The 25427-nt window shown below is 52.0% G+C and carries 22 protein-coding genes; 5 read left to right on the forward strand and 17 right to left on the reverse strand.

What is annotated here, in order from left to right:
• Positions 1–50: 50 nt before the first annotated feature.
• The 11 genes from LC084_RS22475 to pmbA form a co-directional block, all read right to left on the reverse strand.
• On the reverse strand, positions 51–1967 hold the full coding sequence (locus LC084_RS22475; RefSeq protein WP_226574416.1) for a BglG family transcription antiterminator: 1917 nt from the start codon (positions 1965–1967) through the stop codon (positions 51–53).
• 56 nt (positions 1968–2023) lie between these two features.
• On the reverse strand, positions 2024–2764 hold the full coding sequence (gene dagF / locus LC084_RS22480; RefSeq protein WP_226574418.1) for a 2-dehydro-3-deoxy-phosphogluconate aldolase: 741 nt from the start codon (positions 2762–2764) through the stop codon (positions 2024–2026).
• Positions 2761–3879, reverse strand: coding sequence for a DgaE family pyridoxal phosphate-dependent ammonia lyase (locus tag LC084_RS22485; RefSeq protein WP_226574421.1), 1119 nt, complete (start codon positions 3877–3879; stop codon positions 2761–2763). The genes dagF and LC084_RS22485 overlap by 4 nt, the downstream gene beginning before the upstream one ends.
• Complete coding sequence (locus LC084_RS22490) at positions 3863–4996, reverse strand: amidohydrolase/deacetylase family metallohydrolase (RefSeq protein WP_226574423.1); 1134 nt, start codon at positions 4994–4996, stop codon at positions 3863–3865. The genes LC084_RS22485 and LC084_RS22490 overlap by 17 nt, the downstream gene beginning before the upstream one ends.
• A gap of 45 nt (positions 4997–5041) precedes the next feature.
• Positions 5042–5686, reverse strand: coding sequence for a DUF4310 family protein (locus tag LC084_RS22495; protein ID WP_226574425.1), 645 nt, complete (start codon positions 5684–5686; stop codon positions 5042–5044).
• An 11-nt stretch (positions 5687–5697) separates the two neighbouring features.
• Positions 5698–6474, reverse strand: coding sequence for a DUF4311 domain-containing protein (locus LC084_RS22500; RefSeq protein ID WP_226574428.1), 777 nt, complete (start codon positions 6472–6474; stop codon positions 5698–5700).
• A gap of 240 nt (positions 6475–6714) precedes the next feature.
• Positions 6715–7011 carry a DUF4312 family protein gene (locus tag LC084_RS22505; RefSeq protein WP_226574430.1) on the reverse strand — a complete coding sequence of 99 codons (297 nt, stop codon included), beginning with the start codon at positions 7009–7011 and terminating at the stop codon, positions 6715–6717.
• A complete protein-coding gene (locus LC084_RS22510) occupies positions 7011–7376 on the reverse strand; it encodes a glycine-rich SFCGS family protein (protein WP_226574433.1) in 366 nt (121 codons plus the stop codon). The genes LC084_RS22505 and LC084_RS22510 overlap by 1 nt, the downstream gene beginning before the upstream one ends.
• Positions 7377–7386: 10 nt before the next feature.
• A complete protein-coding gene (locus LC084_RS22515; protein ID WP_226574436.1) occupies positions 7387–7719 on the reverse strand; it encodes a glycine dehydrogenase in 333 nt (110 codons plus the stop codon).
• A 304-nt stretch (positions 7720–8023) separates the two neighbouring features.
• Positions 8024–8413 (reverse strand): cytochrome b562, encoded by a 390-nt coding sequence (gene cybC / locus LC084_RS22520; RefSeq protein WP_226574439.1) that lies wholly within the window; start codon positions 8411–8413, stop codon positions 8024–8026.
• 46 nt (positions 8414–8459) lie between these two features.
• Positions 8460–9812, reverse strand: coding sequence for a metalloprotease PmbA (pmbA, locus tag LC084_RS22525; protein WP_226574441.1), 1353 nt, complete (start codon positions 9810–9812; stop codon positions 8460–8462).
• 93 nt (positions 9813–9905) lie between these two features.
• On the opposite strand from pmbA, the gene yjgA reads away from it, so the two are divergent.
• Positions 9906–10460: a ribosome biogenesis factor YjgA gene (yjgA, locus tag LC084_RS22530; RefSeq protein WP_226574443.1), complete on the forward strand. Its 555-nt coding sequence runs from the start codon at positions 9906–9908 to the stop codon at positions 10458–10460.
• A 423-nt stretch (positions 10461–10883) separates the two neighbouring features.
• A complete protein-coding gene (locus LC084_RS22535) occupies positions 10884–12092 on the forward strand; it encodes an aldose 1-epimerase family protein (RefSeq protein WP_226574446.1) in 1209 nt (402 codons plus the stop codon).
• A 799-nt stretch (positions 12093–12891) separates the two neighbouring features.
• Here LC084_RS22535 and mpl read toward each other — a convergent pair.
• A complete protein-coding gene (gene mpl / locus LC084_RS22540; RefSeq protein ID WP_226574448.1) occupies positions 12892–14268 on the reverse strand; it encodes a UDP-N-acetylmuramate:L-alanyl-gamma-D-glutamyl-meso-diaminopimelate ligase in 1377 nt (458 codons plus the stop codon).
• Between the two features lie 185 nt (positions 14269–14453).
• On the opposite strand from mpl, the gene fbp reads away from it, so the two are divergent.
• Both fbp and LC084_RS22550 read left to right on the forward strand, forming a co-directional pair.
• Positions 14454–15452 carry a class 1 fructose-bisphosphatase gene (gene fbp / locus LC084_RS22545; protein WP_226574450.1) on the forward strand — a complete coding sequence of 333 codons (999 nt, stop codon included), beginning with the start codon at positions 14454–14456 and terminating at the stop codon, positions 15450–15452.
• Between the two features lie 358 nt (positions 15453–15810).
• Positions 15811–16524, forward strand: coding sequence for a hypothetical protein (locus LC084_RS22550; protein WP_226574453.1), 714 nt, complete (start codon positions 15811–15813; stop codon positions 16522–16524).
• A 269-nt stretch (positions 16525–16793) separates the two neighbouring features.
• Here the strand turns inward: LC084_RS22550 and yjfF are convergent, their stop codons facing one another.
• Genes yjfF through ytfQ form a run of 4 tightly spaced genes read right to left on the reverse strand, consistent with a single transcriptional unit; the run spans position 16794 to position 21336 of the window.
• Positions 16794–17795: a galactofuranose ABC transporter, permease protein YjfF gene (gene yjfF, locus LC084_RS22555; RefSeq protein WP_226574456.1), complete on the reverse strand. Its 1002-nt coding sequence runs from the start codon at positions 17793–17795 to the stop codon at positions 16794–16796.
• The gene (ytfT, locus tag LC084_RS22560) at positions 17782–18804 is read right to left on the reverse strand and encodes a galactofuranose ABC transporter, ATP-binding protein YtfT (RefSeq protein WP_226574465.1); all 1023 of its coding nucleotides are present in this window, start codon (positions 18802–18804) and stop codon (positions 17782–17784) included. Before ytfT ends, yjfF begins: the two co-directional genes overlap by 14 nt.
• Before the next feature lie 13 nt (positions 18805–18817).
• Positions 18818–20320, reverse strand: a complete 1503-nt coding sequence (gene ytfR, locus LC084_RS22565) for a galactofuranose ABC transporter, ATP-binding protein YtfR (RefSeq protein WP_226574458.1) — start codon at positions 20318–20320, stop codon at positions 18818–18820.
• A gap of 59 nt (positions 20321–20379) precedes the next feature.
• Complete coding sequence (gene ytfQ / locus LC084_RS22570; protein ID WP_226574460.1) at positions 20380–21336, reverse strand: galactofuranose ABC transporter, galactofuranose-binding protein YtfQ; 957 nt, start codon at positions 21334–21336, stop codon at positions 20380–20382.
• Between the two features lie 395 nt (positions 21337–21731).
• Here ytfQ and ppa point away from each other — a divergent pair, with 395 nt between their 5' ends.
• Positions 21732–22259, forward strand: coding sequence for an inorganic diphosphatase (gene ppa, locus LC084_RS22575; protein ID WP_004098041.1), 528 nt, complete (start codon positions 21732–21734; stop codon positions 22257–22259).
• A gap of 196 nt (positions 22260–22455) precedes the next feature.
• On the opposite strand, the gene LC084_RS22580 is transcribed toward ppa, so the two are convergent.
• On the reverse strand, positions 22456–25427 hold a 2972-nt coding region (locus LC084_RS22580; RefSeq protein WP_226574462.1), incomplete at its 5' end, for an autotransporter outer membrane beta-barrel domain-containing protein.

Raw genomic sequence — 25427 nt, forward strand, 5'->3', positions numbered from 1 at the left:
TTTTCCAGAAAATAACCTGCTTCCCACGCCTTGCCTTTGTTCTGAATACACTAGTTTTGAGGGGTATTCAGGCAAGAAACAGCCATGGCTTTAAATTCCTCGAAATCCCGGCAGTCTTTCAGTAATGGCATACGCTGCTCACGCAAAAACGTCACAAACAAGTCGTAAATCGCCATTGCTTCTTCATATTCTTCTTTGCTGATCGCCAGCAGAAAAATCACTTTTGCCGTTTCATCGCCCCACGTAATACCTTGCGGAGCCAGTACGGTGTACACCACCGTTTTGTGTGCCAGCAAACCCAACGAGTGCGGTAACGCAATGCCATCGCCCAGCATGGTGCTGACAATAGCTTCACGCTCTGTCACAGAGGGCAGGAAATCCGGCCCGACAACGCCTTCATTTTCCAGTTGCTGGCACAGGCTGGTGAACAGGGTTTGTTGGCTTATAGGCTTGTCAATAATGCGAAAATGGCGCGCATCAAAAAACCGCTCCAGCATCCATGGCCGGGTGCGATCCACCAGAACCAGTTTGCCTATCTGTTCTACCTGGTAATCTGAAGGGAATGGAGACATCGTCGCAACGGGTTTGTCTTTTTCCGTTAGCCGTGCAGTGCTAATCACAAAATCTTCAGCAACGGTGCTCAGTTGCTCGTAATCCCTGAGCGAGATAATGCGTGTCACCTCAATTTGTGGATATTTACGCACTAACTGGGCCTGAATCATACGCACAGTGGAATTACCGGTATCACACACCAGCAGCACCTGTGGGTTACGTTGCCAGCCAATATCGTAGTGGCGCTCCAGCCCGACACCAATATGCAATACCAAAAAACCCACTTCATTTTCGCTAATGGTGTATGGCGTATGTTTTCCCCAACTGGCAACCGCTGCTAGTGTCATGTCCCATGCCAGCGGGTAATGCTGTTTGATATTTTGCAGCAATGGGTTGGGGATATGGATTTGGTAACGGACCCGGGTAATCATGGTTTTGATATGAGTGAGCAAATCGGCATGCAGTTGCTGGTCGCTGGTCAAATCGTAATTATAGTGGCTGTTGATATAACGCAGAATGTAGCTGACCAACGCTTCGTCATCATCGGCACTGATAGCGCATGGGTCAGCATCCAGAATACGACGTGCGGCGAAATGCACTTGCAACCAGTTCTCTTCTGCATCTGACAGCGCTTTGCCGCTCAGGTGATGCAACAAGTGGCTCATGGTACTGGCCGCCTGGCGCACGGGTTCATCTACGTTCTCGGCGTGAAAACTGGCAATGGGGTAACCTTCACTAATACGCCGTACCGCCACTGCGCAATAAAACCTGAGAAAATCCACACTTTCATCTGTCATGCGGATGGCAAACTGCTCAAGGCAGTTTTGCAAAGTCGGTTCCAGTGCCGCCAGCACACCTGAATTCAGTGCTTCTTCTTGTATTAGTGGGCTGTCACTGTCCTGCTGGCTGATTTGCCACAGTAAGTCAGTCAGGCACGCCCGCACAGCGGTTTCATCGCCGAACAGTTTCATGCCATGCCGGGGCCTTGCTTCAATTGACAAATTATAACGGGCCAGCACATCGCGCACTTCCGCCATATCGCCTTGTAACGTTGCCCGGCTGATAAACCACTCATCGGCCAGGTCTTCAAGTTTGAGGGAGAACGCCGAAGTTAAAAACCGTACCAGCAAGTAGTTAACCCGTTCAGCGCTGGTGCGGGGAACGCGTAATGGTGCCTGGTGCTGGTTTTGTAACGCACCAAAACGGTCTGGGTCGTCAACCCGTAACTGGTAGCCGGTTCCACGGCTCAAAATAAATTGCGCACCATGGCAGGCCAGCAACATATTCAATGCTGTAATATCCGCTCTGACTGTGCGAGTGGAGACAGCCAGGCGGCGAGCCAACTCATCCTGAGGTAGCGTTTCGTTTTCCAGCAAACAAAACAATTGCGCCAGCCGTTGGTTGGGAAATCGCACGTCTGTGTCCTCTGGTGACACGGGCACCCCAGTGCGCCCGTGTGTCTGAATAAGGGTTACCCCAGATATTTTTTAACACTGTTGAGCAGGGTACGCACATCCTCTGGGCGAGTTTGCCCGGTGTTTTTCTCAATAATGGAACTGTACACGTGCGGAATAATGCGTTTAACACCGGCTTGCAGGGCAATATCGAGGATGGCCTCAAAATTGTCCAGGTCTATCCCCCCAGTAGGCTCCAGCCAGAAATCCTGGCGTGCGCATGCCTGTGCAACCGCAATGTATTCATCACGGCAGGCTAACCCGCCCATAGGGAAATATTTCACCGAACTGCCGCCCATATCTTTTAACAACGCAATAGCAGTATCAATGGGGACAATGCCGTCCGGTGCTTTGCTGCTAAGCGGCCCGGTGGAGATTTTGACCAGCCCTGGTGTCCCGGTAGGGGAAATCAGGCCATTTACCACGGTGTCGCTTTGCCCTAATAAAGCTCTGCTGGTAGCAACCCCGGTGAACACCTGGTTAACGTGCTGTGGCTGTATCTGGCGGGAGATTTCGCTCACCATGGCCGACTGCCCAGGGGAACCGGCACCCAGCCCCACCGAAATCGCGTTGTTGATAAGTGATGCATATTCGCGCATGTCTGCCACGGCGTGTTCTGTATCCGGGTAATTTTTGGATAGCACCCCCACCAGTACATAACCTTCTGCGGCTTCATAGATATCCACCGCATTTTGGTGGGAACCCGCCAGAACATTCAGGCACACGCGGTCCTGGTAAAAACGTGGGCTCAGGCTCATGCTGTTGTCTCCTTTTTTAGTACAGCGCGAATGCTGTGGTAAATCGTCATTAATTGTTGGGCATCAACACTGCGGACATCGGCTTCTACAATGCCGCTATTGGCTTTATAACCACGGAAATAAATGGCGTATTCACCTTGTTTGAGTTGTTCCAGTAACTGGCCGGTGGGCAGGCCGGTGACTGCTTCATCAAAGGTCATTTCTGCCCGGGCGATATCCCGTCCAGCCGCATCCCACACCACTCGCGCCTGCACGCCCTCCAGTTGGTTAAGCGCCTCAATAAAAGGGGACATCTTCGCCACCATTTGCTGTCCTGTTTCGTGCTGTGCATGCAGGTATTGTTCAATTGCACAGGCAAGCCCCAGAATGCCTTCCTTGCCCACTTTCATGGCACGGCCAATACCTGCTGACTGGCGCTGTACCCAACCCACCCAAGGTTGCCGGCCAACCACCAGGCCACTGGTTGGCCCTTCAAGGGCTTTAGCACCGCTGTAAATCACCAGGTCTGCTCCGGCCTGGTAGTAGCAACGCAAGTCTTCTTCTGCTGCGGCATCCACAATCAGCGGTAATTGATGTTCACGAGCAACCTGAGCGGCTTCGCTAACCGTGAGCATGCTTTTCTGCACACAGTGATGAGATTTGATATACAGCACCGCAGCAGTTTGCGGTGTGATGGCAGCAGCAAGTTGCCTGGCGCTGCATTCGTTGGCATAACCCGCTTCCACCAGCTTGCCGCCCCCGAGGGCCACCATAGCGCCAACCGGTGCGCCAAAGTTCACGTTGTGGCCTTTTGGCAACACGATTTCATTATGGGTGAGTGGTGTTTCATGCAGGTGGGTTAACAGCCAGTCGTCATCTTTGACCAATACGGCCGCCACACTTTGCGCAATCCCTGCCGATGCACAGGACACAATAGTTGCCGCTTCGGTTTCAAGCAGCCGGGCAATGTACTGCCCGGTTTTTTCCACCAGGTCATGCATTTCAAAGTAGTGCTGCATCCCCTGCGTGACCGCTTCCACCACCGCGCCGGATGGTGTGGACACACCCAAAATAGTCATGCGGCCAGAAGCATTAATGACCGGTTTAACCTGATATTTTTCATATACTGAAGACATGCTCGGCCTTCCCTTGTTCTGTCAAAAACCATGTTCCTGCCCGCATTGCAGCCAGTGGAATAATGCATTCTGATGCCGCTAATACGTTTTGTTCGCTATCGGTAAGTTGCCCCTGGTATGGGCGCACATCGAATAGAGTGAAATCGGCGTCCAGCCCGGGTGCTATGCGGCCCTTACGCACAAGGCGCAGCCCTTCTGCCGCATGTTGCGTAACACAGGCCACCACTTGCTCCAGTGTCATGCCAAGTGCAAGAAACTTCGCCATCACCAACGCCAGGCTTTTGACTGGCCCATCGATACGGTTACGGCAATAGATGTCGGAACTGATGGTGTGCGGTAACAACCCCATGCTGATTGCTTTTTCAGCCACGGCAAAACTGAAGCTCGCAGTGCCGTGCCCGACATCAAAGCGGACACCCCGTTTTAACGCCTGCCGTACTGCGCCGCGCAGTTCACCAGAAGGGGAAAAAATACGATTTGGTTTGCCGTTAAAGCAGTGGGTCAGAATATCGCCCGAAGATAACAGCTTGGCTATCTCATCCAGGCCTGGTGGCGTATTGCCTACATGCACCATCAGAGGCAGGTTGCCATTTTCCTGCTGAATCACTTTTGCCCGTTGCAAGGGTGCAATGCCATTTTCGCCCACCACACTGCTGCTCATGCGGGCTTTCAGCCCGACGATAAAATCCGGGTGGCGAGCTACCGCCAGGCTAACTGCACTGGCATCAATTTTTGCCATATCCGCCAGTTCATTCTGGGTAACCAGCCCCTGGCGGGCGATATTGAGCAGGGCATAAACCTCAGTGACTGCCTCACGGGTCAGTTGCCAAAAGTCATCGATGTCATCGGCCCCGGTGCTGCCAGCATCCACAACGGTTGTGACGCCCGTGGCAACCCCCACGCTGTCGGGTTCATCGTGGTAGATAGGGGATTTGGGGTAACAGTGCACATGGCTGTCTATCCACCCGGCACTGAGGAAAAAGCGCCCGCCCAGGGTTATTTCTTGCCGGGCTGAGGCATCTATCTTACCGACTTGTGCAATCACCCCTTGGTTGATTGCGATATCGGTAATGCTACCGTCGACCAGGCGAACCCTGCGCAGGATCATATCGAACATAACGGCTCCTTACGCCAGCAGGCAATGCGCCCACTGGCGTGGTATTTAGCTGATTGCGATGGGGAAAATCGCCCCAAGCACCATGGCACCCAAAATAGCGCCACCCGTAATAGGTTTCTGCCACAGGTAGAACAGCAGTGCGCCAACCAGCGCACCGAGGCCAATTGGAATGGAGGCGCTAATGGCACTCAGAATGATAAGAGGGCCAAGAAAACGGCCAGAGGCATTCCCGGCACCCATCATGACATCGGCCCCATAAGTGGAATCGCTCTGGTTAATGGTGAACTTGCGCGCCAGAATAATGATGTAGCCAATCGCCAGGCCAAGCACTAACCCTGTAGCCAGTGAGGCGGCAAAGTTCGCGACCGGGAACACAATGCCTGCACCAAGCAATAAAGCCGGGACACCTAACCCAACACCTGTTTGAATGGCCCCGCCAATATCCAAAATACCAACCAGTGAGCCTTCAATAATGCGGGCAAACAGGAAACTGGCACCAAATGCGGCTACCGCTCCGTAAACCCCGGTATCCATACCTGAACGCAACATAGACACAAACGCCACTTCATTGAATGCGCCAATGCCATACAGGTAATACATGTGTGTACCCGCAAAGACACCCGCAGATAACAGGCCAACAAAAATAGGGAATGACCAGTCTGCGTACCAAAAACCTTTGTTCTCTTCCATTTGCTTTCCCCTTATTTACCGCTCAGCGAGTTATGCAGCAGTTCAAGCCAGTTCGGTGCGCCAAGGCGGAACGACTCAAGGAATTTCAGATCAAATCCGCGGAAGAAGGCACTTAATACAAACAGTGTGATAATCGCCGTCATCATGATTTTGGTGACTTTGTTCCACCCACTTTCTTCCACACCTTTTCCAACAAGGATGCCCAGCACCAGGCCTGGAACCGCATTCCCCATAATCATTTGTGCCAGGCCGCCGAAAATGGTGGCCCATAAGCCAGAGCGTTTCCCGGCATCAATTGCCGCCAGCCAGAAAATAACGGGCATAACGGTGTTAACCAGAAGATTCGCTGCGGGCACCAACACTTTGACCGCCGTTACCTGCAAAGCGGCGGGTACGGCAGAGGCGGTAGAGTTCAGAAAGGCAACCACCACCATGCCAATCAGGCCACAGGCAATCGCCATTTTTTTAGGGTTGTGCAGGGTTTGGGTAACATCCCGGTTTTTTATCATGAGCGCAGCAACACCCCAGTTAGGGATGATGCGGTGGTCAACATCCTGGGTGAATGACCCGGCAGCAACCGATGAGGCCCATGCGTTAAAGAAAAACCCAAGGCCAAAGGAGAAGTGTGATGCCGGGTCGCCTTCACAGGCATTCAATTCACCCAGCGTGCGAAATGCGCCCATACCTTGAGTCACTGGCGCATGAAACATTCGTGCGGCACCGGCCCCAACACCGACACCAACCAACCCACCAATAATGAGCGATTTTATTAATATGATGAAAAACATACGTCCTGCCCTTTTTGTTTTTATACACAAGACCTTTCAGGATGCGTAACTGCACAGAAATACCGATGCGCAGGTGCAACCAACAAGAACAACGCCTGAAGGATGCCGTGCATAGATACCGTTTAGCCCCTGATTGCTGGCGTGCTGACAGCCCGTACTCCACTGAGCACTGGCAACTATCCGCGCGGGTACTGCGTTACCCTCGGCCTGCAACCCGAATACCTTCGGGTATCACGTTATTTACTGAGCGATAAAATCCACCTGTTCTGGATCTATCGCCGTCACTGTGACGGTAACTTCCAGCTCAACGCTGAATGTCCGTCGTTCACGGCGCAGAAAGAAAAACAAAAACGCTTCTTTCCGCACGAACTGGCGGGCGGCAATGACTTTCACATCCTGTGGTTCAATGCGCAGTAATACCAATGAAGTGCCTTTCAACACCTCACGCTGGATATGGGAAAACGCGTCGGAAAAAGCGGCTGCTTTCGAGACACCTTTTCCCTGCACGGTGACGGTGGTTGTTGAAAGTTGTTTCATCAGCCGTTGCCGTATTTTTTCTGCCAGGCTTCAACCAGGCGCATTCCCAGTTCTTCAATGTCCATAAAACCAAACCCCAGAACATTGCAGCCTTCTTTAATTGCCGTGACACCTTCATCCACTGAGCGCATGCCGTATTTGGCTTTGTAGCCGTATTTATTCTGGGCAGTAATTGCCCCGGCACCGCCACTGCCACAAAACGAGATACCAAAGGTTGCCTGCTCGGCTTTCATGACATCACCCAGCTTCATATCAGCCGCGACACCCGGTACCACAACTGCACGCCCACCGGCTTTTTCCACACCTGCTGCAACCTTCTGCCCTTTTCCCAGGCGGTCGCCAATAACCACTGTAATTTGTTCCACTTTGCGCTCCTTAACTGACACCGTTTTCTTTTGCTACTGCGAAATGGACAGATAACAACCAGACCTCTTCCCGGGGTAAATTGCCGAAGATATCGACCACTGTTTGAGCCAGTTGCATTGCTGCCTGGGGGATCTCATCGAACAAGCTGGCGTCAACTTCTGGCAAGGGTTCACCACTCACCGAACGCCAGGCCATTGCCCGAAGATGCGACACCAGCATTTGTTGCTGTACCGGTGTTGGAGAAATTCCTTTTTCTGCCAGCAACTGGTCTACCTGGCGTAATACCTGCCCGGCCAGTGCCGCAGCGTGTTCTTCCTGAGAAGCCCCCGTGTTCAGGGCCATTTTGTTATCCACGCGACTTACCTTGATTCGTTGAGATGTTATTAAGCTAACGCGCCTGCGCGGGGGTTTGTAGCAAGTTGTTTTCCACTTCAAAGTGGAAAAATGGCGCAGAGAAGTGATCTGTCTCGCACTCAAGCGCAATGGCAAACAAAAACGCTGGAAAGTGAATTTCAGGCAGAGATTCGCCGTGGGGAAAAGCAATAAACGCAGAGGAAGGGGAAACAAAACGCCCCGGTAAACCGGGGCAGAGTCATAAGCCTGACTTATTTTTTAATGCATTAAAACAGCCAGGCTGACACCGTGATTAGCGGTATTTCTTATGGTAAGTATTGCGGGTTTGTTTGAAGTGTTCCGCGGCAGCCTGCGCCTCTTTCACTTTGCCTTCATCTGCCAGTTTCAATGCGCCGTCTATCTGGCCTACCAGAATATCCAACCCATGGCGGTAATCCTTCATTTCCGGGCTGTCGCTGGCTTTACCATCCAGTTTATCCGGCGTGGACTTTTTCGCGTCTTCCGCTGCCTGGCGCATATTGGTCAGCGCTGTTTTAAGTTCACCGGCATCTTTGGTGCTCATCACGGTTTTGTAATTCTGGGCCAGCGTGTCCATATCTACACCAAGGTCTTGCGCAAGGACTGACGTACTCGCCAGAGAGAATGAACAGGCCGCTAACAGGGCTAACAGAGTTTTACGCATTGGCTCACCTTTTTATAAAGGGTGCGGCAGGTCGCACCCGAAAACATTACTGCCCGGCGATTTTCATTTCCGGCAGCAATACCGAACCGCATTGAATATTGCTTCTGGTCTCAATATCGTCGCCAACGGTGACCATATTGCGCCACATATCTTTTAAATTACCGGCAATAGTGATTTCACTCACCGGGTACTGAATTTCACCATTTTCGACCCAAAAACCGGAAGCACCACGGGAGTAATCACCGGTAATACCGCTGACACCCTGGCCCATCAGTTCTGTCACCACCAGGCCCGTGCCCATCTCTTTGAGTAACTGCTCAAAGCTCAGGCCACGGCCAGCGATGCGCCAGTTATGAATCCCACCCGCATGGCCCGTGCTTTGCAGGCCCAGTTTACGGGCTGCATAGCTTGTCAGAAGCCACTGTTGCAACACGCCATCTTTTACAATGTCGCGCCGTGCGGTACGCACCCCTTCACCATCGAAAGGCGTGGAAGCCAGCCCTTTTAACAGATGCGGATGCTCTTCAATGGTCAACCATTCTGGCAGGATTTGCTGGCCCAGTGAGTCCAGCAAGAAGGTGGATTTGCGGTACACCGCTCCACCGCTGATCGCACCGACCAGGTGGCCAAACAGCCCCGTTGCCGCTTCAGCCGCAAAAATAACGGGTGCTTTCATAGTAGATAATTTTCGTGGAGACAGGCGTGATAAAGTGCGTTTTGCGCACTCTTCACCCACCCACTCAGGTGATGCCAGGTCGCTCATTTCACGGCCAATAGAATAGGCGTAATCACGCTCCATACTGCCGTTAGCTTCGCCAATAACGCAGCTGGATAAAGAGTGGCGGCTGGAACAATAGCTCTGCAACATGCCATAGCTGTTACCAAACACCTTAATGCCGTAATGGCTGTTAAAACTGCCGCCTTCGGTGTTGGTTATGCGTTTGTCGGCCTGGAGCGCTGACTGTTCTGCGCGGGCTGCCAGGTTAATAGCCTGTTCTGGGGAGATTTCTGCTGGGTGGAATAAATCCAGATCCGGGGCATCAAAAGCCAGCAACTCTTTTTCCGCCACACCCGCGCATGGGTCTGGCGAGGTATAACGGGCGATATCCACTGCCGCCTGTACTGTGCGGGCAATCGCGTCTTTGCTCAAATCTGTAGAGGAAGCGCTACCTTTACGGTTTTGCGAATATACCGTGATACCCAGCGCGCCATCGCTATTAAACTCCACGTTTTCAACTTCGCCGTAACGGGTACTTACGCTGATACCCGTCGTTTTACTGACAGCGACCTCTGCGCCATCCGCCTTACCGGAGGCCAGTTCCAGCGCATGGGCTACCGCTTCTTCCAGTGCTTTACGTTGTTGTGCAACTTGAGTGATTACTTTCATCGCCAATGCCATAATGTAAGGTAAGTTAATTGACAGTCTAACAGAGAACCATTTCGCAGTGCGCACCTTAACTGGTAGTATTAGCCTCTTTTTAAGGAGCCTGATATGACAAAACAGCCTGAAGACTGGCTCGATGACGTCCCCGATAGCCAAAACGAAGAGGACGAAGATGATGAAATTATCTGGGTCAGCAAGAGTGAAATTAAACGCGACGCAGAAGAGCTGAAACGTCTCGGCGTTGAGTTGACTGAGCTTGGCAAAAACGCGCTGGATAAAATCCCGCTGGATCAAGACCTGCGTGCAGCAGTGGAACTGGCACAACGGATCAAGAAAGAAGGCCGTCGCCGCCAAATCCAGTTGATTGGCAAAATGCTGCGCCAGCGTGATGTAGACCCTATTCGCCAGGCGCTTGATAAGCTGAAAAACCGCCACAACCAGCAGGTTGTTGTGTTTCACAAGCTGGAAAGCCTGCGCGACCAGTTGATTGCCGGTGGCGATGAAGCCGTTGAAGAAGTTTTGCGTCTGTACCCGGATGCTGACCGCCAGCAACTGCGTTCCCTGGTGCGTAATGCCAAGAAAGAAGTGGCTGGCAATAAACCGCCTAAATCCAGCCGCCTGATTTTTCAATACTTACGTGATCTGGCTGAAAACCAGGACTAATTATTCCGGCTGCCCTCGCAAATGGCAGCCGGTTTTATTCAACGCCCGCTTGTGGTGGCCTGCTTTTATCTGTTCTCGGTAATAACCTGCCACAGGTACTTTTCGTTATTTTCGTGTGCTGAACCCATCATTTGTGTTTGCCGACATACTGCTCGGTGGCTTTGTCTGGTGCCATAATTCCATCTTACAGCCAATATCCCCTTTACCCCTTATTTTTGCTGAATCGTTACAACAAAAGCCATTTAACTGCACATAAATAAAGCAAATTAATAATTGTTACATCGAAAATCCCGATCCAAATCCCATTTATTTACAAAAACTAACACTTAATACTGTGAATTGAAGAGGATCACATTTTCTTATCGCCTGAAAAATTAGTCTCTGCTGAAACAAACATAATCGATTCAGCAAAAGGATGTTCCGATGAAAAAAGCTCTGCTCCTCTCTACCCTCGCGTTACTGATCTCTGGACAAGTGGCAGCCAAAACTTGGGTGCTGACAGACACTGAAAGCAATACAGAACAAGGAAACTGGCATATTTCCAGCCACCAGCTGAACATGAAATCATCTCCGTTCAGCATTGAGCAAACTGTGCTGCATGGCGGCAAACAGGAAGGCAGTAAATTGCTGGTTATCAAAAGCCAAAACGGCCTGACCATTACTCTGATTCCCACTCGTGGTATGGATATTCTGCATGTGGAAGGGTTTGGCGTGCGGATGGGCTGGGATTCCCCGGTTAAAGAGGTGGTTAACCCGGCTTATATGAACCTGGAAAGCCGTAACGGGCTGGGGTGGCTGGAAGGGTTTAATGAAATGATGGTGCGCTGCGGTTATGAATGGACCGGGCACCCAGGCACTGCGGATGGCCAGCTGTACACCCTGCATGGTAAAGCCGGGAATACACCTGCATCGAAAGTGGAAGTGAGTGTAAGCGACAGCGCGCCTTATACCATTACCGTGCGCGGTTTGCTGAAAGAGAGCACCTTTAAAAAAGCTGATTTGCAGACTCAAACAGAATTGCAATATGTACCGGGTAGCAGTCAGTTCAGCATTCATGACGTGCTGACTAATAAAGGGGATTATGACCACGATTACCAAATCATTTATCACAGTAATTTTGGCCAGCCTATTCTGGAAGAAGGCGCGCAATTCCTTGCCCCTATCGCGCAAATCAGCCCGTTTAATGACTATGCGAAAAAAGGCCTGAGCACCTGGCAGACCTATGCAGGCCCCACCAAAGGCTTTGACGAAATGGTGTTTAATATTGCTCCACTGTCTGGAGCCAACCACCAGACTCTGGCCGCTGTGGTGAATAAAGCGGGCAACAAAGGCGCGGCTATTCACTTTAACACCACACAACTTCCGGTTCTGACACTGTGGAAAAATACCGATACGCTGAAACAAGGCTATGTGACCGGCATTGAGCCTGGCACCAGCTATGCCTACCCGGTAACCATTGAACGTGAACAGAAACGTGTAAAACAACTGGCACCAGGTCAGAGCGCACACTTTGATTTAACCTACCAACTGCTGCACTCCGCAAGTGACGTAAACCAGATTAAGCAGGATATCGCCACGATTCAGGGTGACCAGAAAGTAGAGGAAGTCAGTACGCCGATGGCGAAGGAGTAAGGCTGTGTTGCTTGTTCACTGGCAGTGAGGCCACATTGAGCACATCACTTCAGGTGAACGGAACTTTCACTACACCGGCATCCGGTTAAGCGAATATAACCCGAACCACATTCTGCCAGTACCGAGCCGGTTGCGCGCCGTGTCAGCAATACAGGTTTCTCTCACCACCCGCGCACGGCGCACGCAGGGGGCCCGGCCCCCCTGCACCCCCGTCGGTGGCTGGCAAAATCGCCGCTTCGCGGACATTCGGCTTACCCCGGCAGCCTGTTCGGGTACCGCTCCGAGTCGGCCTCCTGCCTCCCGTCGCTCTGCCTGCATCCCTGCAGGCAGCCCCGGCCCGCCAGGCACGCCTCAACGATTTCGAGGCCACTAACCCCACCGCCTGTAAGCCCCAGCAAAACATTAAGAAAACAAACCAAATCCAGAACCCACAGCCACACCGAACCACACAAAAAATTCGCTATTCACAGCGCTGGCTGGGTCGCGTAAAACCGGTGAACCGCAGAAAGGAAGACAAGGTTATTCCGCCCGGACGGCGGAATAAGGCGAAACGAGGCAGGACGCCGAGTCGAGCCGGCCGCAGGCTGACTGCCCGGAGGTGAACGCAGTGCGCAGCACCGGTTGCCCGCGAAAAACCGGATTGTTAAGGGGCGGGCCCCTTAACACGTTCACCGGCTGTGAAGCCACATTAACCACCTCACTTCAGGTGAACGTAATTTCACACCAGCCCGGGGGAACGGAAACAACCACACTGCAAGTAAACGGAACAATCGCACCAGCCAGGGTAAACTGCCCCCACTTACTCCACTGAACGCTGCGCCTTCACTTCCAGCGCATCCAGCAACTTCTGATGAATCCCACCAAAACCACCATTACTCATCACCAGAATCACATCACCCGGTTGTGCCGATTTACTAATCATATCTACCAGCGTGTCCAGGTCTGCACTCCAGTGTGCTGGCTGCACACAGGCTTCAGCCACTTCAGCAACCTGCCAGGGAATATGCTGTGGCTGGAACAAAAAGACTTCGTCCGCCCGGCCCAAAGATGGCGCCAGGTCATCTTTGCTGATTCCCATTTTCATGGTATTTGAACGCGGTTCCAGTACCGCAAGGATACGTTTGGTGCCACCCACTTTACCGCGTAACGCAGCAAGCGTTGCCAGAATGGCTGTCGGGTGATGCGCGAAGTCGTCATACACCGTAACGCCATTTGCTTCACCGCGCAGCTCCAGGCGGCGACGGGCGTTAATAAATGAACCCAGTGCTTTAGCCGCTTCTGCTGGTGCCACACCAACATGGCGCGCAGCGGCAATTGCCATCAGGCCGTTATGCATGTTGTGCTCGCCAACCAGCGACCAGTCCACAGATGCAACCTGTTCACCATCCAGCCACACTTCCCACTGGGAAGCATCCTGGTTTGCCTTTTTCGCCTGCCAGTGGCCTTGTTCGCCAACCAGCTCCTGCTCACTCCAGCAGCCCATTGCCATAACCTGTTTCAGGTTGGCATCGTGCTCCGGCAGAATAATACGCCCCTGGCCCGGCACAATACGCACCAAATGGTGGAATTGCTTCTGAATGGCTTTCAGGTCGTCGAAAATATCGGCGTGGTCGAACTCAAGGTTATTGAGAATTAACGTTCGCGGGCAGTAATGCACAAACTTAGAGCGTTTATCAAAGAACGCACAATCGTATTCATCGGCTTCAATGACAAAGAACGGGCTTTCACCCAGGCGGGCAGAAACCTCAAAATTCCCCGGAACACCGCCAATCACAAAGCCTGGCTGGTAACCACACTCTTCCAGGATCCAGTTAACCATTCCCGCTGTTGTTGTCTTGCCATGCGTACCCGCAACAGCAATGACCCAGCGGTCACGCAGAACAAAATCATGCAACCACTGCGGCCCGGACATGTACGGAATACTTTTTTCCAGCACCGCCTCTACACAAGGATTACCACGCGTCATCGCGTTACCGATGATAACCAAATCGGGTTGTGGTTCCAGTTGGCTGGCATCATAGCCTTGAATCAGGTCTATACCTTGTTTTTCCAACAACGTGCTCATTGGCGGGTACACATTGTCATCGGACCCGGTTACTTCATGCCCTAAGGCCCGTGCCAACATGGCAAGGCCGCCCATAAACGTGCCACAAATACCCAGAATATGAATGCGCATAGCTCTATCCTTTTCCTTCCTGGGGCACATTCTACCCGTTTGTTCTATGATGAATAAATGACTTTTCAGCGAAATCCCATCCATGCTGGCGCGATTCACCTGTGCGCGTTTATTTTAATCTTTGTTAGTATTGTTGTATTCGTTTTACTCAACCGCTTTACTCCACTGAATGCAGGGAAAGTGTTATGAAAACGTTAGGTGAATTTATTGTCGAAAAGCAGCACGAGTTTTCTCACGCCACCGGGGAACTGACTGCGTTGTTATCGGCGATAAAACTGGGTGCTAAAATCATCCACCGCGATATCAACAAAGCAGGCCTGGTTGATATCCTGGGTGCCAGCGGCGCCGAGAATGTGCAGGGCGAGCAGCAGCAAAAGCTGGATTTGTTTGCCAATGAAAAACTGAAAGCTGCACTGAAAGCCCGTGATATCGTTGCTGGTATCGCTTCTGAAGAAGAAGATGAAATTGTTGTTTTCGAAGGGTGCGAGCATGCAAAATATGTTGTGCTGATGGACCCGTTGGATGGTTCTACCAATATCGACGTTAACGTTTCTGTTGGTACCATCTTCTCTATTTACCGCCGCGTTACACCGGTTGGTACGCCTGTTACTCTGGAAGACTTTCTGCAACCCGGTAACCAACAAGTGGCCGCAGGTTACGTAGTTTATGGCTCATCCACCATGCTGGTTTACACCACCGGTTGCGGTGTTCATGCCTTTACTTACGATCCTTCGCTGGGGGTTTTCTGCCTGTCTCAGGAGCGCATGAATTTCCCACCGAAAGGCAACACCTATTCCATTAACGAAGGGAACTACATTAAATTCCCGCAAGGTGTGAAAAAGTACATTAAATACTGCCAGGAAGAAGACAAGTCTACCAACCGCCCATACACTTCCCGCTATATCGGTTCCCTGGTTGCTGACTTCCACCGTAACCTGCTGAAAGGTGGCTTGTACCTGTACCCAAGTACAGCAAGTTACCCGGAAGGCAAACTTCGCTTGTTATACGAATGCAACCCTATGGCGTTCCTGGCTGAACAGGCGGGCGGGAAAGCGAGTGATGGTAAACAGCGTATTCTGGATATTCAGCCAGACAGCCTGCACCAGCGCCGCCCGTTCTTTGTAGGGACAGAACAGATGGTTGACGACCTGGAGCGCTTTATGCGCGAATACCCGGAAAACTGACATGGGTTAAGAGATAAAGAAAGTGACAACTGCATGTATTGGCTGGCATTAATCAGGCCAATACATGCAGAACAGAATGATGTGTATATTATCAATGCCACATATGCTCCACGTTCCCATACACCACAAACACACCTGAATATTCGCTAAGCATTGTTAAACACTGGAGCTTTCAGTGAGAAAAATAAAATAACATAGTTCTCTCTCCATACCATTCATTGTAAATGGAAATATTGCCCTCCACATATTCATTCATCCAGGTTATATCAGAGCTTGTTCAAAAAAATAAAAGGCCGCTCATTACAGAACACTTACCACATGATATAAAAACAGAAAATAGCCAGAAGGAGTAAGCAGGATGCTTACATCAGATTATTTAAGGATAAAACTACAAAGCGACAAGCAACTCTCAATCTATCTTCAACGCGGGGTTAACTCATTTTCACAGGCAACCCAACAGACACTATCTGATATTTCCTCTGGTATTGAAAGAGCCAGTTGGTATTCATCTTGTTTAATCCCCCGCTATGGTGATATTTGCAGTGAATTAATAACCGAAGAAAAGAGGATGGCACTCTCTATAGCATCACTATTTAAACATGATGATGTCTTTCTTTATATGCTTCTTCTTTATTTTGAAATGATTGAAAAAGACCGGCAAGAGGGAAATAAAAACGGGAGTGTCCAGCGAGCAGTTAAGAATATTAGCGGCTACACAGCTAACATGGCAGCTAACAAATTCACACGCAATACTATCGCCTGGTCATTGTCAAAAGCACTATCCGGGTCGGAAGCCGTTTCTAAAGTCGTCGCAGAACGAGTAGCAGGCAAATCCCCCTATGTTGTTTTAGCGTTACAAGTTTTTGGTATCGAGCACAAGGCTGCATTAGCAGCAAGAAAACTGAAAATTTTGGAGCCAGAGTATTATGCACTTTTGTATGCGGCACAACTCGAAATGCTGTATTACTTCATTGAGCCAGTATTAGAAATAATCATCCAAAAAGTAAAAACAAAATTTTATGAAACACTGGAAGATTTTTATGAAGATATAGGGGTAACATTTAATGTTTAAAAGCCTTATCTCTCTGCTTTTATCAGACATAATATTCCCAGTTATTATTATTCTCAGCTGGTGTATTTGTGTGATTTTTATTCCGTCATATGGTGTTCTTTGCGGGTTTATATCCACGGCGATATGGATTGCTGTTTTCACCAAACTAACAAAGAAGTTTAACAAGTACAAATAACATAAAATAGCCCCGGTAGTGGCAAGAATGATTAAAAAAATAACAGTACGGTTATCGTCCACTACCGGGGTAAGTTTAATGATTTTTCATATGGTTACGTCTTTGTTGGCTGTATGTTAACCCTGTTAACAGGAACACTTTGCCGCCCTTCCCAGAACGCCATCAGCCCGCGTTGCATCGCAATAAAAATAAATAACAGAATGCCAATAGCGATTTTGGTCCACCACGAACTCAGTGTGCCGTCGAAGTTAATGTAAGTCTGAATCAACCCCTGAATTGCCACACCAAACAGTGTACCCAGCACTGTTCCCACACCACCACTGAGTAACGTGCCGCCAATGACCACAGAAGCGATGGCATCCAGTTCCACCCCAACACCGGCCAGGGCATAACCCGCTGAGGTATAGATAGAAAAGACAATCCCCGCCAGGGTTGCCAGGCCGGTGGAGAGCATATAAATACCAATGGTGGTGCTGCGGGTTGAAATCCCCATCAGGTTGGCGGATGTAGCACTGCCGCCAATGGCATAAACCCGGTTACCAAACTGCGTGCGGCTTGCCACCAGAATGCCAAACACCACCACCACTAACATCACCACGCCCAGGAAACTCAGGCGGCCACCGCCCGGAATTCGCCAGGCCAGAGTGGACAAGGTTTGGTAGACAGGGTGATTGATAGGAATCGACTCTTCAGACAACAGATAGCTGGCTCCCCGTAAGAAGAACATACCAGCCAGGGTGATGATAAAAGCGGGGATCTTCAGGCCATCTATCAGTAACCCCATAAACGCACCGAACCCGCAGCCCATCAGCAAGATCAACGGGAATGCCACAACAGGCGACATCCCCCAGTCGCCCAGCGCTTTTGCCAAAAATACCCCGGTAAAAGCGATAACGGACCCGACGGAAAGATCAATCCCACCAGAGATAATCACAAAGGTCATACCAACGGCGATGATCCCAAGAAAGGCGTTATCTGTCAGAATATTACAAATAACCCTGGTTGAGGCGAAGCCCGGAAACTGAGCCAGGCAGAACAGATAGCCGAGAATAAACACCAACAGGGTGATCACCAGCGGCAAATTACGCTTCATCATGGCGGCGCCACCTTTTAATCAATGAGATAAAACGCTGAGACTGAACAACCAGCACACACAGCACGACGATGGCTTTCACCACCTGGTTCATTTCCGGCGGAAAGCCTGACAGCAGAATCCCGGTGTTCATGCCCTGAATAATCAGTGCGCCCACCACCGACAACACCATATTGAAGCGCCCGCCCATGAGCGAACCGCCGCCGATAACCACAGCAAGAATCGCATCAAGTTCCAGCCACAACCCGGCATTATTGGCATCGGCACCACGAATATCCGCAGCCACAATTACCCCGGCAATTGCCGCACACAAACCACTCAGCACATAAGTGAGCATGACGACAATACGGGTATTCACCCCGGCGTTTTTCGCCGCCCGAATGTTGATCCCCGCGGCTTCAATGAATAGCCCCAGCGCGGTTTTGCGCACCAGAACCCAAAAAGCGACCAGGGTTATCAGGGTAATGACCACGGGCGTTGGGAAGAACAACAGCGAACCGCTACCCAGCCAGGAAAGGTGAGGCGAGTTAAAGGTAACGATTTGCCCGGAGGTAATAAGCTGTGCCACACCGCGCCCGGCAACCATCAGGATCAGGGTGGCAACAAACGGCTGAATCTTGAGTATGGCAACCAGAATACCATTCCATAGCCCGGCCAGCATACCAACACCCAGCGAAGCCAGAATCACCACGGCCAGCGAATGCCCTTGTACGGTCAGCGCCGCGGCAGTGGCCCCGGCAATTGCCATAGTTGCCCCAACAGACAAATCAATACCGCCGGTGGCAATGACCAGCGTCATACCAATCGCCAGTAATGCCACCGGTGCGGCACGGTTGAGAATGTCTATGGGGCTGCCAAACAGGCGGCCATCCTGCAAAATGACCTGGAAAAAGTGGGGGGCAACCAGGCTGTCCACCAGGAGTACCAGCAACAGCGCAATAAATTGCGGGGTGCCCTGCGGCCAGCGGAAACTGCGGCGTTGCGGACCAGGGCCTGATAACGAATGCGGCATCACAATTTCCTCCTTATGCCGCAATGGCATTCATAATGGCGGCGACAGAGAGATCTTCGAGTGGGATCTCGGCAATTTGCTGGCGATCACGCATGATCACCACCCGGTCGGCATAGCCCACTAACTCTTCAAGTTCCGACGAAATAACTAAAAGCGCCAGGCCATCTGCACAGAGTGTTTCTATCAGGCGGATGATTTCAGCGTGGGCACCCACATCAATACCGCGGGTTGGTTCATCGAGGATCAGGAATTGGGGTTTGGTGAGTAGCCAGCGGGATAACAACACTTTTTGTTGATTCCCACCGGATAAAAACTCGATGGGTTGCTCCATGCCCGGTGTGCGGATCCCCAACTGGCGTATAAACCGCTCGGCTATCTGTTGCTGTTCTTTACGCGGAATTGGCCGTAGCCAGCCACGCTGGGCCTGGAGCGCCAGAATGATATTTTCCCGCACAGAAGCGGCAGCAATGATCCCATCAGTTTTGCGGTCTTCGGGGCAAAAACCAATCCCGGCGCAGGAAGCCTGATGCGGCGTACGCAGCGCCATATTTTTGCCTTTTACCGCCACGCTACCGGCATCGGAAGGGCGAATACCAAAAATCACTTCTGCGGTTTCGGTACGCCCGGAACCCAGCAGGCCAGCCAGACCAACGATTTCACCTGGGCGCACTGCCAGGTCGAACGGTTTGATCACACCTTTTTTGCCATAGCCGGTAAATTCCACCACGGGTTTGTCGCTCAGCAGTGTTCGCCCGGCACGTTGAAGCGCGTTTTGTTCAAGCTCGCGGCCCAGCATCATCTTAACCAATTCAATTTGTGGTAGATCTGCTGTGTTTTCCGTGCCAACAAACGCACCGTTACGCAGTACGGTAATTCGGTCTGTCACTTCATAAACCTGGTCGAGAAAGTGGGTAACGAAGATAAGGCTGGTGCCCTGATCACGCAGTTGGCGCATCAGGGTGAATAGCATTTCCACTTCTTTGGTATCGAGGCTTGCGGTGGGTTCGTCAAGGATCAGGACTTTGGCCGACAGATCCACAGCCCGGCAGATAGCGACAATTTGTTGCATAGCAACTGAATAACGGTTCAGGGGCTCACGCACATCCAGTTCAAAACCGTAAGAAGCCATTAACTTACTGGCGCGGCTGATCATCTCTTTGCGTTGCAGTAAGCCAAAACGGCGGGGTTCGCGGCCAATAAACAGGTTGTCGGCCACGGACATATTCGGGAGCAGGTTAACTTCCTGGTAGACTGTACCAATCCCCAGGCGCTGTGCGTCTGCCGTATTTTTCGGTGAGACAGACTGCCCTTCCAGGTAAATTGCCCCGGTATCACGCTGATAAACCCCCGTCAGGCATTTGATCAATGTTGATTTACCGGCCCCATTTTCACCCAGCAAGGCCATTATCTCGCCCCGGCGTAGTTGAAAATCGACATGATCCAGCGCTTTCACGCCGGGGAAAAATTTACTCAGGCCTTCCGTGCGCAAAATTTCCTGATTATCACGGGTGTTCATCGCGGAGTCTCCGGCCAGGGAAACGGCTCAGGCCATAAAAGCAGCCTGAGCCAGGTTGGTTAATAACCCATATGGAGTTTGCGCTCGTATTCCTGTTTTGCTGTATCTGGCAGGTAGAGCGTTGATTTGGTGATAATGGTTTTCGGTGGAACCGTGCCGTCTTTCTTGTATTTTTCCAGTGCATCGAAGGCCGGGCCTGCCATATCTGGTGTCAGCTCGACACTGGCATTGGCATCGCCTGCCATCATGGCTTTGTAGATATCCGGTACGCCATCAATAGAGCCGGTGAGAATGTCTTTACCCGGTTTTAACCCGGCTTCTTTAATGGCCTGGATTGCCCCGATGACCATATCGTCGTTATGGGCGTAAACCATGCAAATATTTTTGCCGTTATTCTCCGCTTTGATGAAGCTTTCCATGACTTCTTTACCTTTACTACGGGTAAAGTCGCCAGACTGGGAACGAATGATTTTAATGTTTGGCGCTTTGGCGATGGCTTCAGCAAACCCTTTCTTACGGTCAATCGCCACACTCGCGCCCACAGTACCTTGCAGCTCAACAACATTACACGGCTTACCTGCGACGGTTTTCACCAGCCAGTCGCCAATTAACTGGCCTTCCAGCACGTTGTTTGCCGTAACCGTGGTCATGTACAGGGATTTGTCTTTCACATCAATAGAACGGTCCAGCAGGAACACCGGGATCTTCGCATCTTTGGCTTCTTCCAGCACCGGCTCCCAGCCTGTTGCTACCACGGGTGCAATGAAGATTGCGTCCACACCCTGGGCAACAAAAGAGCGTACTGCTTTAATTTGATTCTCTTGTTTTTGCTGTGCATCAGCAATTTTCAGGGTAATTCCACGCTCTTTCGCTTCCGTTTTGGCAACATTGGTTTCTGCCGCACGCCAGCCAGATTCAGAACCAACCTGAGAAAATCCAACCACCAGGGGGGCTGCCATCGCTGCTGATGACATAGCCACTGAAACTGCAGAGACTAAAAGTAACCGCTTCCACATAAGCGCGTCCTCTCGTAGGGTTATTATTGGTAAGAAGTACATCTGCAGGGGAAACTATAGACAATACGGGATGTAACAGAATGCGTTACATCACAATTCAAAAAAGTAGCATAATTGTTAACATCCAGTTTTAGTCAAGGATCGGGCTGGGTGAGGCTCCTCACCAGAAAAGGTGAATGCGGTTTTTTTCACCAATGAATTCGCTGGCATTTCCCTTTTGTAACCGGTTACAAGAATTTATAAATAATGCAGCTGGCTTTATGGATTTTTATGCTGGAAAGCGACCAGCCCGTTGACTCGAACTTTTCCTGATTAAGAAAAACAGGCGAAGACATTCGGGCGCAGTTGGCTATAATACCCGGCACTTGTTTGCCACACATTTAAAGGAAACAGACATGAGCTTACTGAACGTACCAGCAGGCAAAGATCTGCCGGAAGACATCTACGTTGTTATCGAAATCCCTGCTAACGCTGACCCTATCAAATACGAAGTAGACAAAGAAAGCGGCGCACTGTTTGTAGACCGTTTCATGTCTACTGCGATGTTCTACCCGTGCAACTATGGCTACATCAACCACACTCTGTCTCTGGACGGTGACCCGGTTGACGTACTGGTGCCAACTCCGTACCCGCTGGAACCAGGTTCTGTTATTCGTTGCCGTCCGGTTGGCGTGCTGAAAATGACTGACGAGTCTGGCGAAGATGCCAAACTGGTTGCAGTACCGCACACCAAACTGAGCAAAGAATACGATCACATTAAAGATGTGAACGACCTGCCAGAATTGCTGAAAGCACAGATCACCCATTTCTTTGAACATTACAAAGATCTGGAAGCTGGCAAATGGGTGAAAGTTGACGGTTGGGACAACGCAGAAGCGGCTAAAGCTGAAATCGTTGCCTCTTTCGAGCGCGCTAAAAAATAATTGCCTGATGCAGCCATGTGGCGTAGCGCCAGTGGCAGAGTGCTCACTGCACCTATCAGCGCAAAGTAAAAAGTAAAAAAGCACTGCCCTGCGGCAGTGCTTTTTTTATGTATTACCCGGATATATTACCCGGTGTTGGTGGCTGTTATCCGGGAAGTGCGCTGTTGCCTGCACTTCCCGTTTTCACCGCCTGTTATCAGAAATAGCGGGTCAGGTTTAACAGGAAGCCTTTGTCCTGTGCGCCGTCTTCACGCCAGTGGAACGCATTCGCACCGATATCCAGGTTACCCTGACGGTAGTTCGTGCCCGCCGTGGCCTGGCTGTTCACCCCGCCACCGCGCTTGCCGTCTTCCACCCGGAACTGCTGCCCCGATGCACCTGCCAGGCTTGCCGTGCGCCCCTGGCGGCTGAATGCCAGGTTCGGCCCCGCTTCCAGGTGGGCATGGGCACCCCAGCCACTCTCTCCCGCCCAGTTGAGGCGCAGGCCCGTTACCGCATCCACCGCCGTTTCAGTGTAACGGCTCATGCTCAGGTTGAAATCACCCGCGCCGCGCTCCTGCATGCCGCCTGTCATCTGGTGGCGCACGGCCACCCCGGCGAACGGTTTCACACTCAGGCTGTCGCCCAGGTTCAGGGTTTTCGCCCCTTCACTGCGCAGCGCCAGTTGCTGAATGTGCACGTCACTGCGCGCACTGTTGCGCACCCCTTCAAAGCGGATGTCGCGGCGGCTGTCCAGTTGGTGGCGGTCGTAACGCAGGCTGTTGTGCCAGCCCAGACCGTCGCCCAGGCTCAGGTGGTGGCCCAGCCCGAAGAACTGGCTGTAACCGCCGGTCAGCCCGTTATCCCCGGCGCGGCTCATGGCGTTACCGCCACTGCCGGAAAGCCGTGCCATGCCGTAGTGCGCTTCCAGTTCACCAAAGCCGCTGTCAAAGCGCTGGCCCACCGCCACCATGTCGTAGGTCACTTTGTTGGCCATTTCGGCCCGTTTGTCGCCTTTTGCCACCACGTTAAACGACAGGCCGCTGTCGGTGGCCACCGGGGATTCGGCCGCCAGCCGGGTAAAGCGCTGGCCCAGAATACGCGCTTCTTTGTTCAGGCCCGTGGCCTGGACACCGGACACCTGTTTCAGCGCCCGGTCCAGCTCGGCAGAGGTGGACACGTTCAGGCTGCTGTACAGGCTGTTGCTGGTGTAGCCGTTATCCAGCGCCGCTGCCACGCCCGCCACGCTCTGGTCGCTGATGACCGCCACGTAGTCGTTTTTGGTCATGGTCACGTCCACGTTGCCGTCGGCGTTGTTATACCCCTGTGCGTTCCACACCACGGTCTGTGAACCGATGTTCTCTGCCCCGCTGATGCTGTTGCCGGTGAAGACATTGCTGAAGGTGACTTCCTTCGCCGCCGTGCCCGCCGTAAACCCGGCGCTGATGGTCACCGTGCTGTCGATATGCAGGTTGTTGCCCCCCAGTTTCCCCGCCGTGCCGTCAGCATTGGTGCCGATAACATAGTTGTTAACCAGGCTGGCATTGCTGTTCCATTCCGGGACGGAGGGCGGATTGGGAACGGAAAGGTCATCGTCATCCCCCCGGCCGTCATCCTCACTGTCTTTGATAATGCCGCCACCGGTTCCGTGGAGCACCACGCTGCCGTTATTGATGAGGACTGACTTACTGCTGGTCTTTTCAAATGCCCAGGAGTTGTCTGCCCAGACATTAATCACCCCGTTTGCGGTGTTGTTGACAATATTGGCATCGCCCGGTGCCTGAATACCCACCAGGCCTTCACCGTTGGTGCCGTCTTCCCGGCCCTCCTGAGTCCCCACGTTTATCACCCCGTCGTTCACCACGCGGGTGGTGTACCCACCGGTGCCGGTACGGATGGCCACCGCACCGTCGCCCTTCACGGTCACTTCACCGGCATTGTGGAAGTTGTAGGGGCGGCCCAGGTTAACCAGCGCGGCCAGAGGGTTTTCACCGTAAATCCGCCCGCCTTCCAGGTTATAAATCCATCCTCCATTACTGGTGGCGTTTCCACCGGAAGTGCTGATGGCGCTGTACCCGCCGGTGGCAATCATTTCACCGCTGTTATACAGGTACACATCCGCCCCGGAGCGGGTGCTGTTCCACAGGGCGTTGACTTCCCCACTGACTGCCGGGCCGATGTTGGTTATCAGCCCTTCGTTCCAGGTGGTCAGGTTTTTTATCACCGCACTGCCCGGCTCTGTGGCAGTGACCGTGCCGCGGTTCACAAACTGACTCGCGCTGCCCATGCCTGACAGACGGGCGTTGATTGTGGCACCCTCATGGTTGACCAGTACACTGTTGATGTATAATTCCTGCGCACTGTCAAAGGTGGCATCGCCATAATTCGCGGTATCCTGCAGAAGTAACCAGGGCCGGGATTCATCGCTCCAGCTACCGTTTTCCCCCTCTGCGGTCAGTACCGGGGTGGTGAGAATCACATAATCAGATTCACTGGTAGAGGCGCCCCAGTTCGGGTCGCCGTTATTTATCGGGCTGCCGTAAAAGTTCACCGTACCAAAGTTAAACACCTGACCGTTGCCTTCAGTGTAAAATGCCTGGCCCAGGTCAGTGTTAATGTTAATCACCCCGGTGGTGTCGTTAATGGCAATACCACTCCCGACAGCCGCCATGGCATACAGGCCATCTGTATTGTCGTTATCCACCGTCAGGGTGATGGTCCCCTGGTTCAGGGCTGTACCGTCATTCGCCACCATCCCCATCCCGGCGTTATGCACCCGGATTTCACCACCGGCTGCATTCACGGCCCTGGCACCACCCCCGTTCACCAGCATCGCCGTGCCGCGGCGGAAGTTCTGCGCGGTCAGGTGCAGGCCGGTTTCGGTTAACAGGTTGCCGTCTTCGTCCAGGTCGTTCGACATGCTGTTCAGGGTTATCAGCCCGTTATTGACAGCCTGGCTGTTATTCCCCACCGCCACACCGTGGGCGCCCTGGCCGCTGACCTGCACGGTACCGTCGTTGATAAATGAGGAATTATTCAACACCGCCACGCCATACAGGCCTGTCCGGCTACCAATATATCCCCCATCCTCAGAATAAATATTGGTACTTCGTGAATCCAACACCGAGACAATATCCAGCAGACTGTCGGCCATGTTATGCATCAATGATGATTGGAGGTGTACAAACG

Source organism: Mangrovibacter yixingensis (genome assembly GCF_020523985.1).
Taxonomy (GTDB): domain Bacteria; phylum Pseudomonadota; class Gammaproteobacteria; order Enterobacterales; family Enterobacteriaceae; genus Mangrovibacter; species Mangrovibacter yixingensis.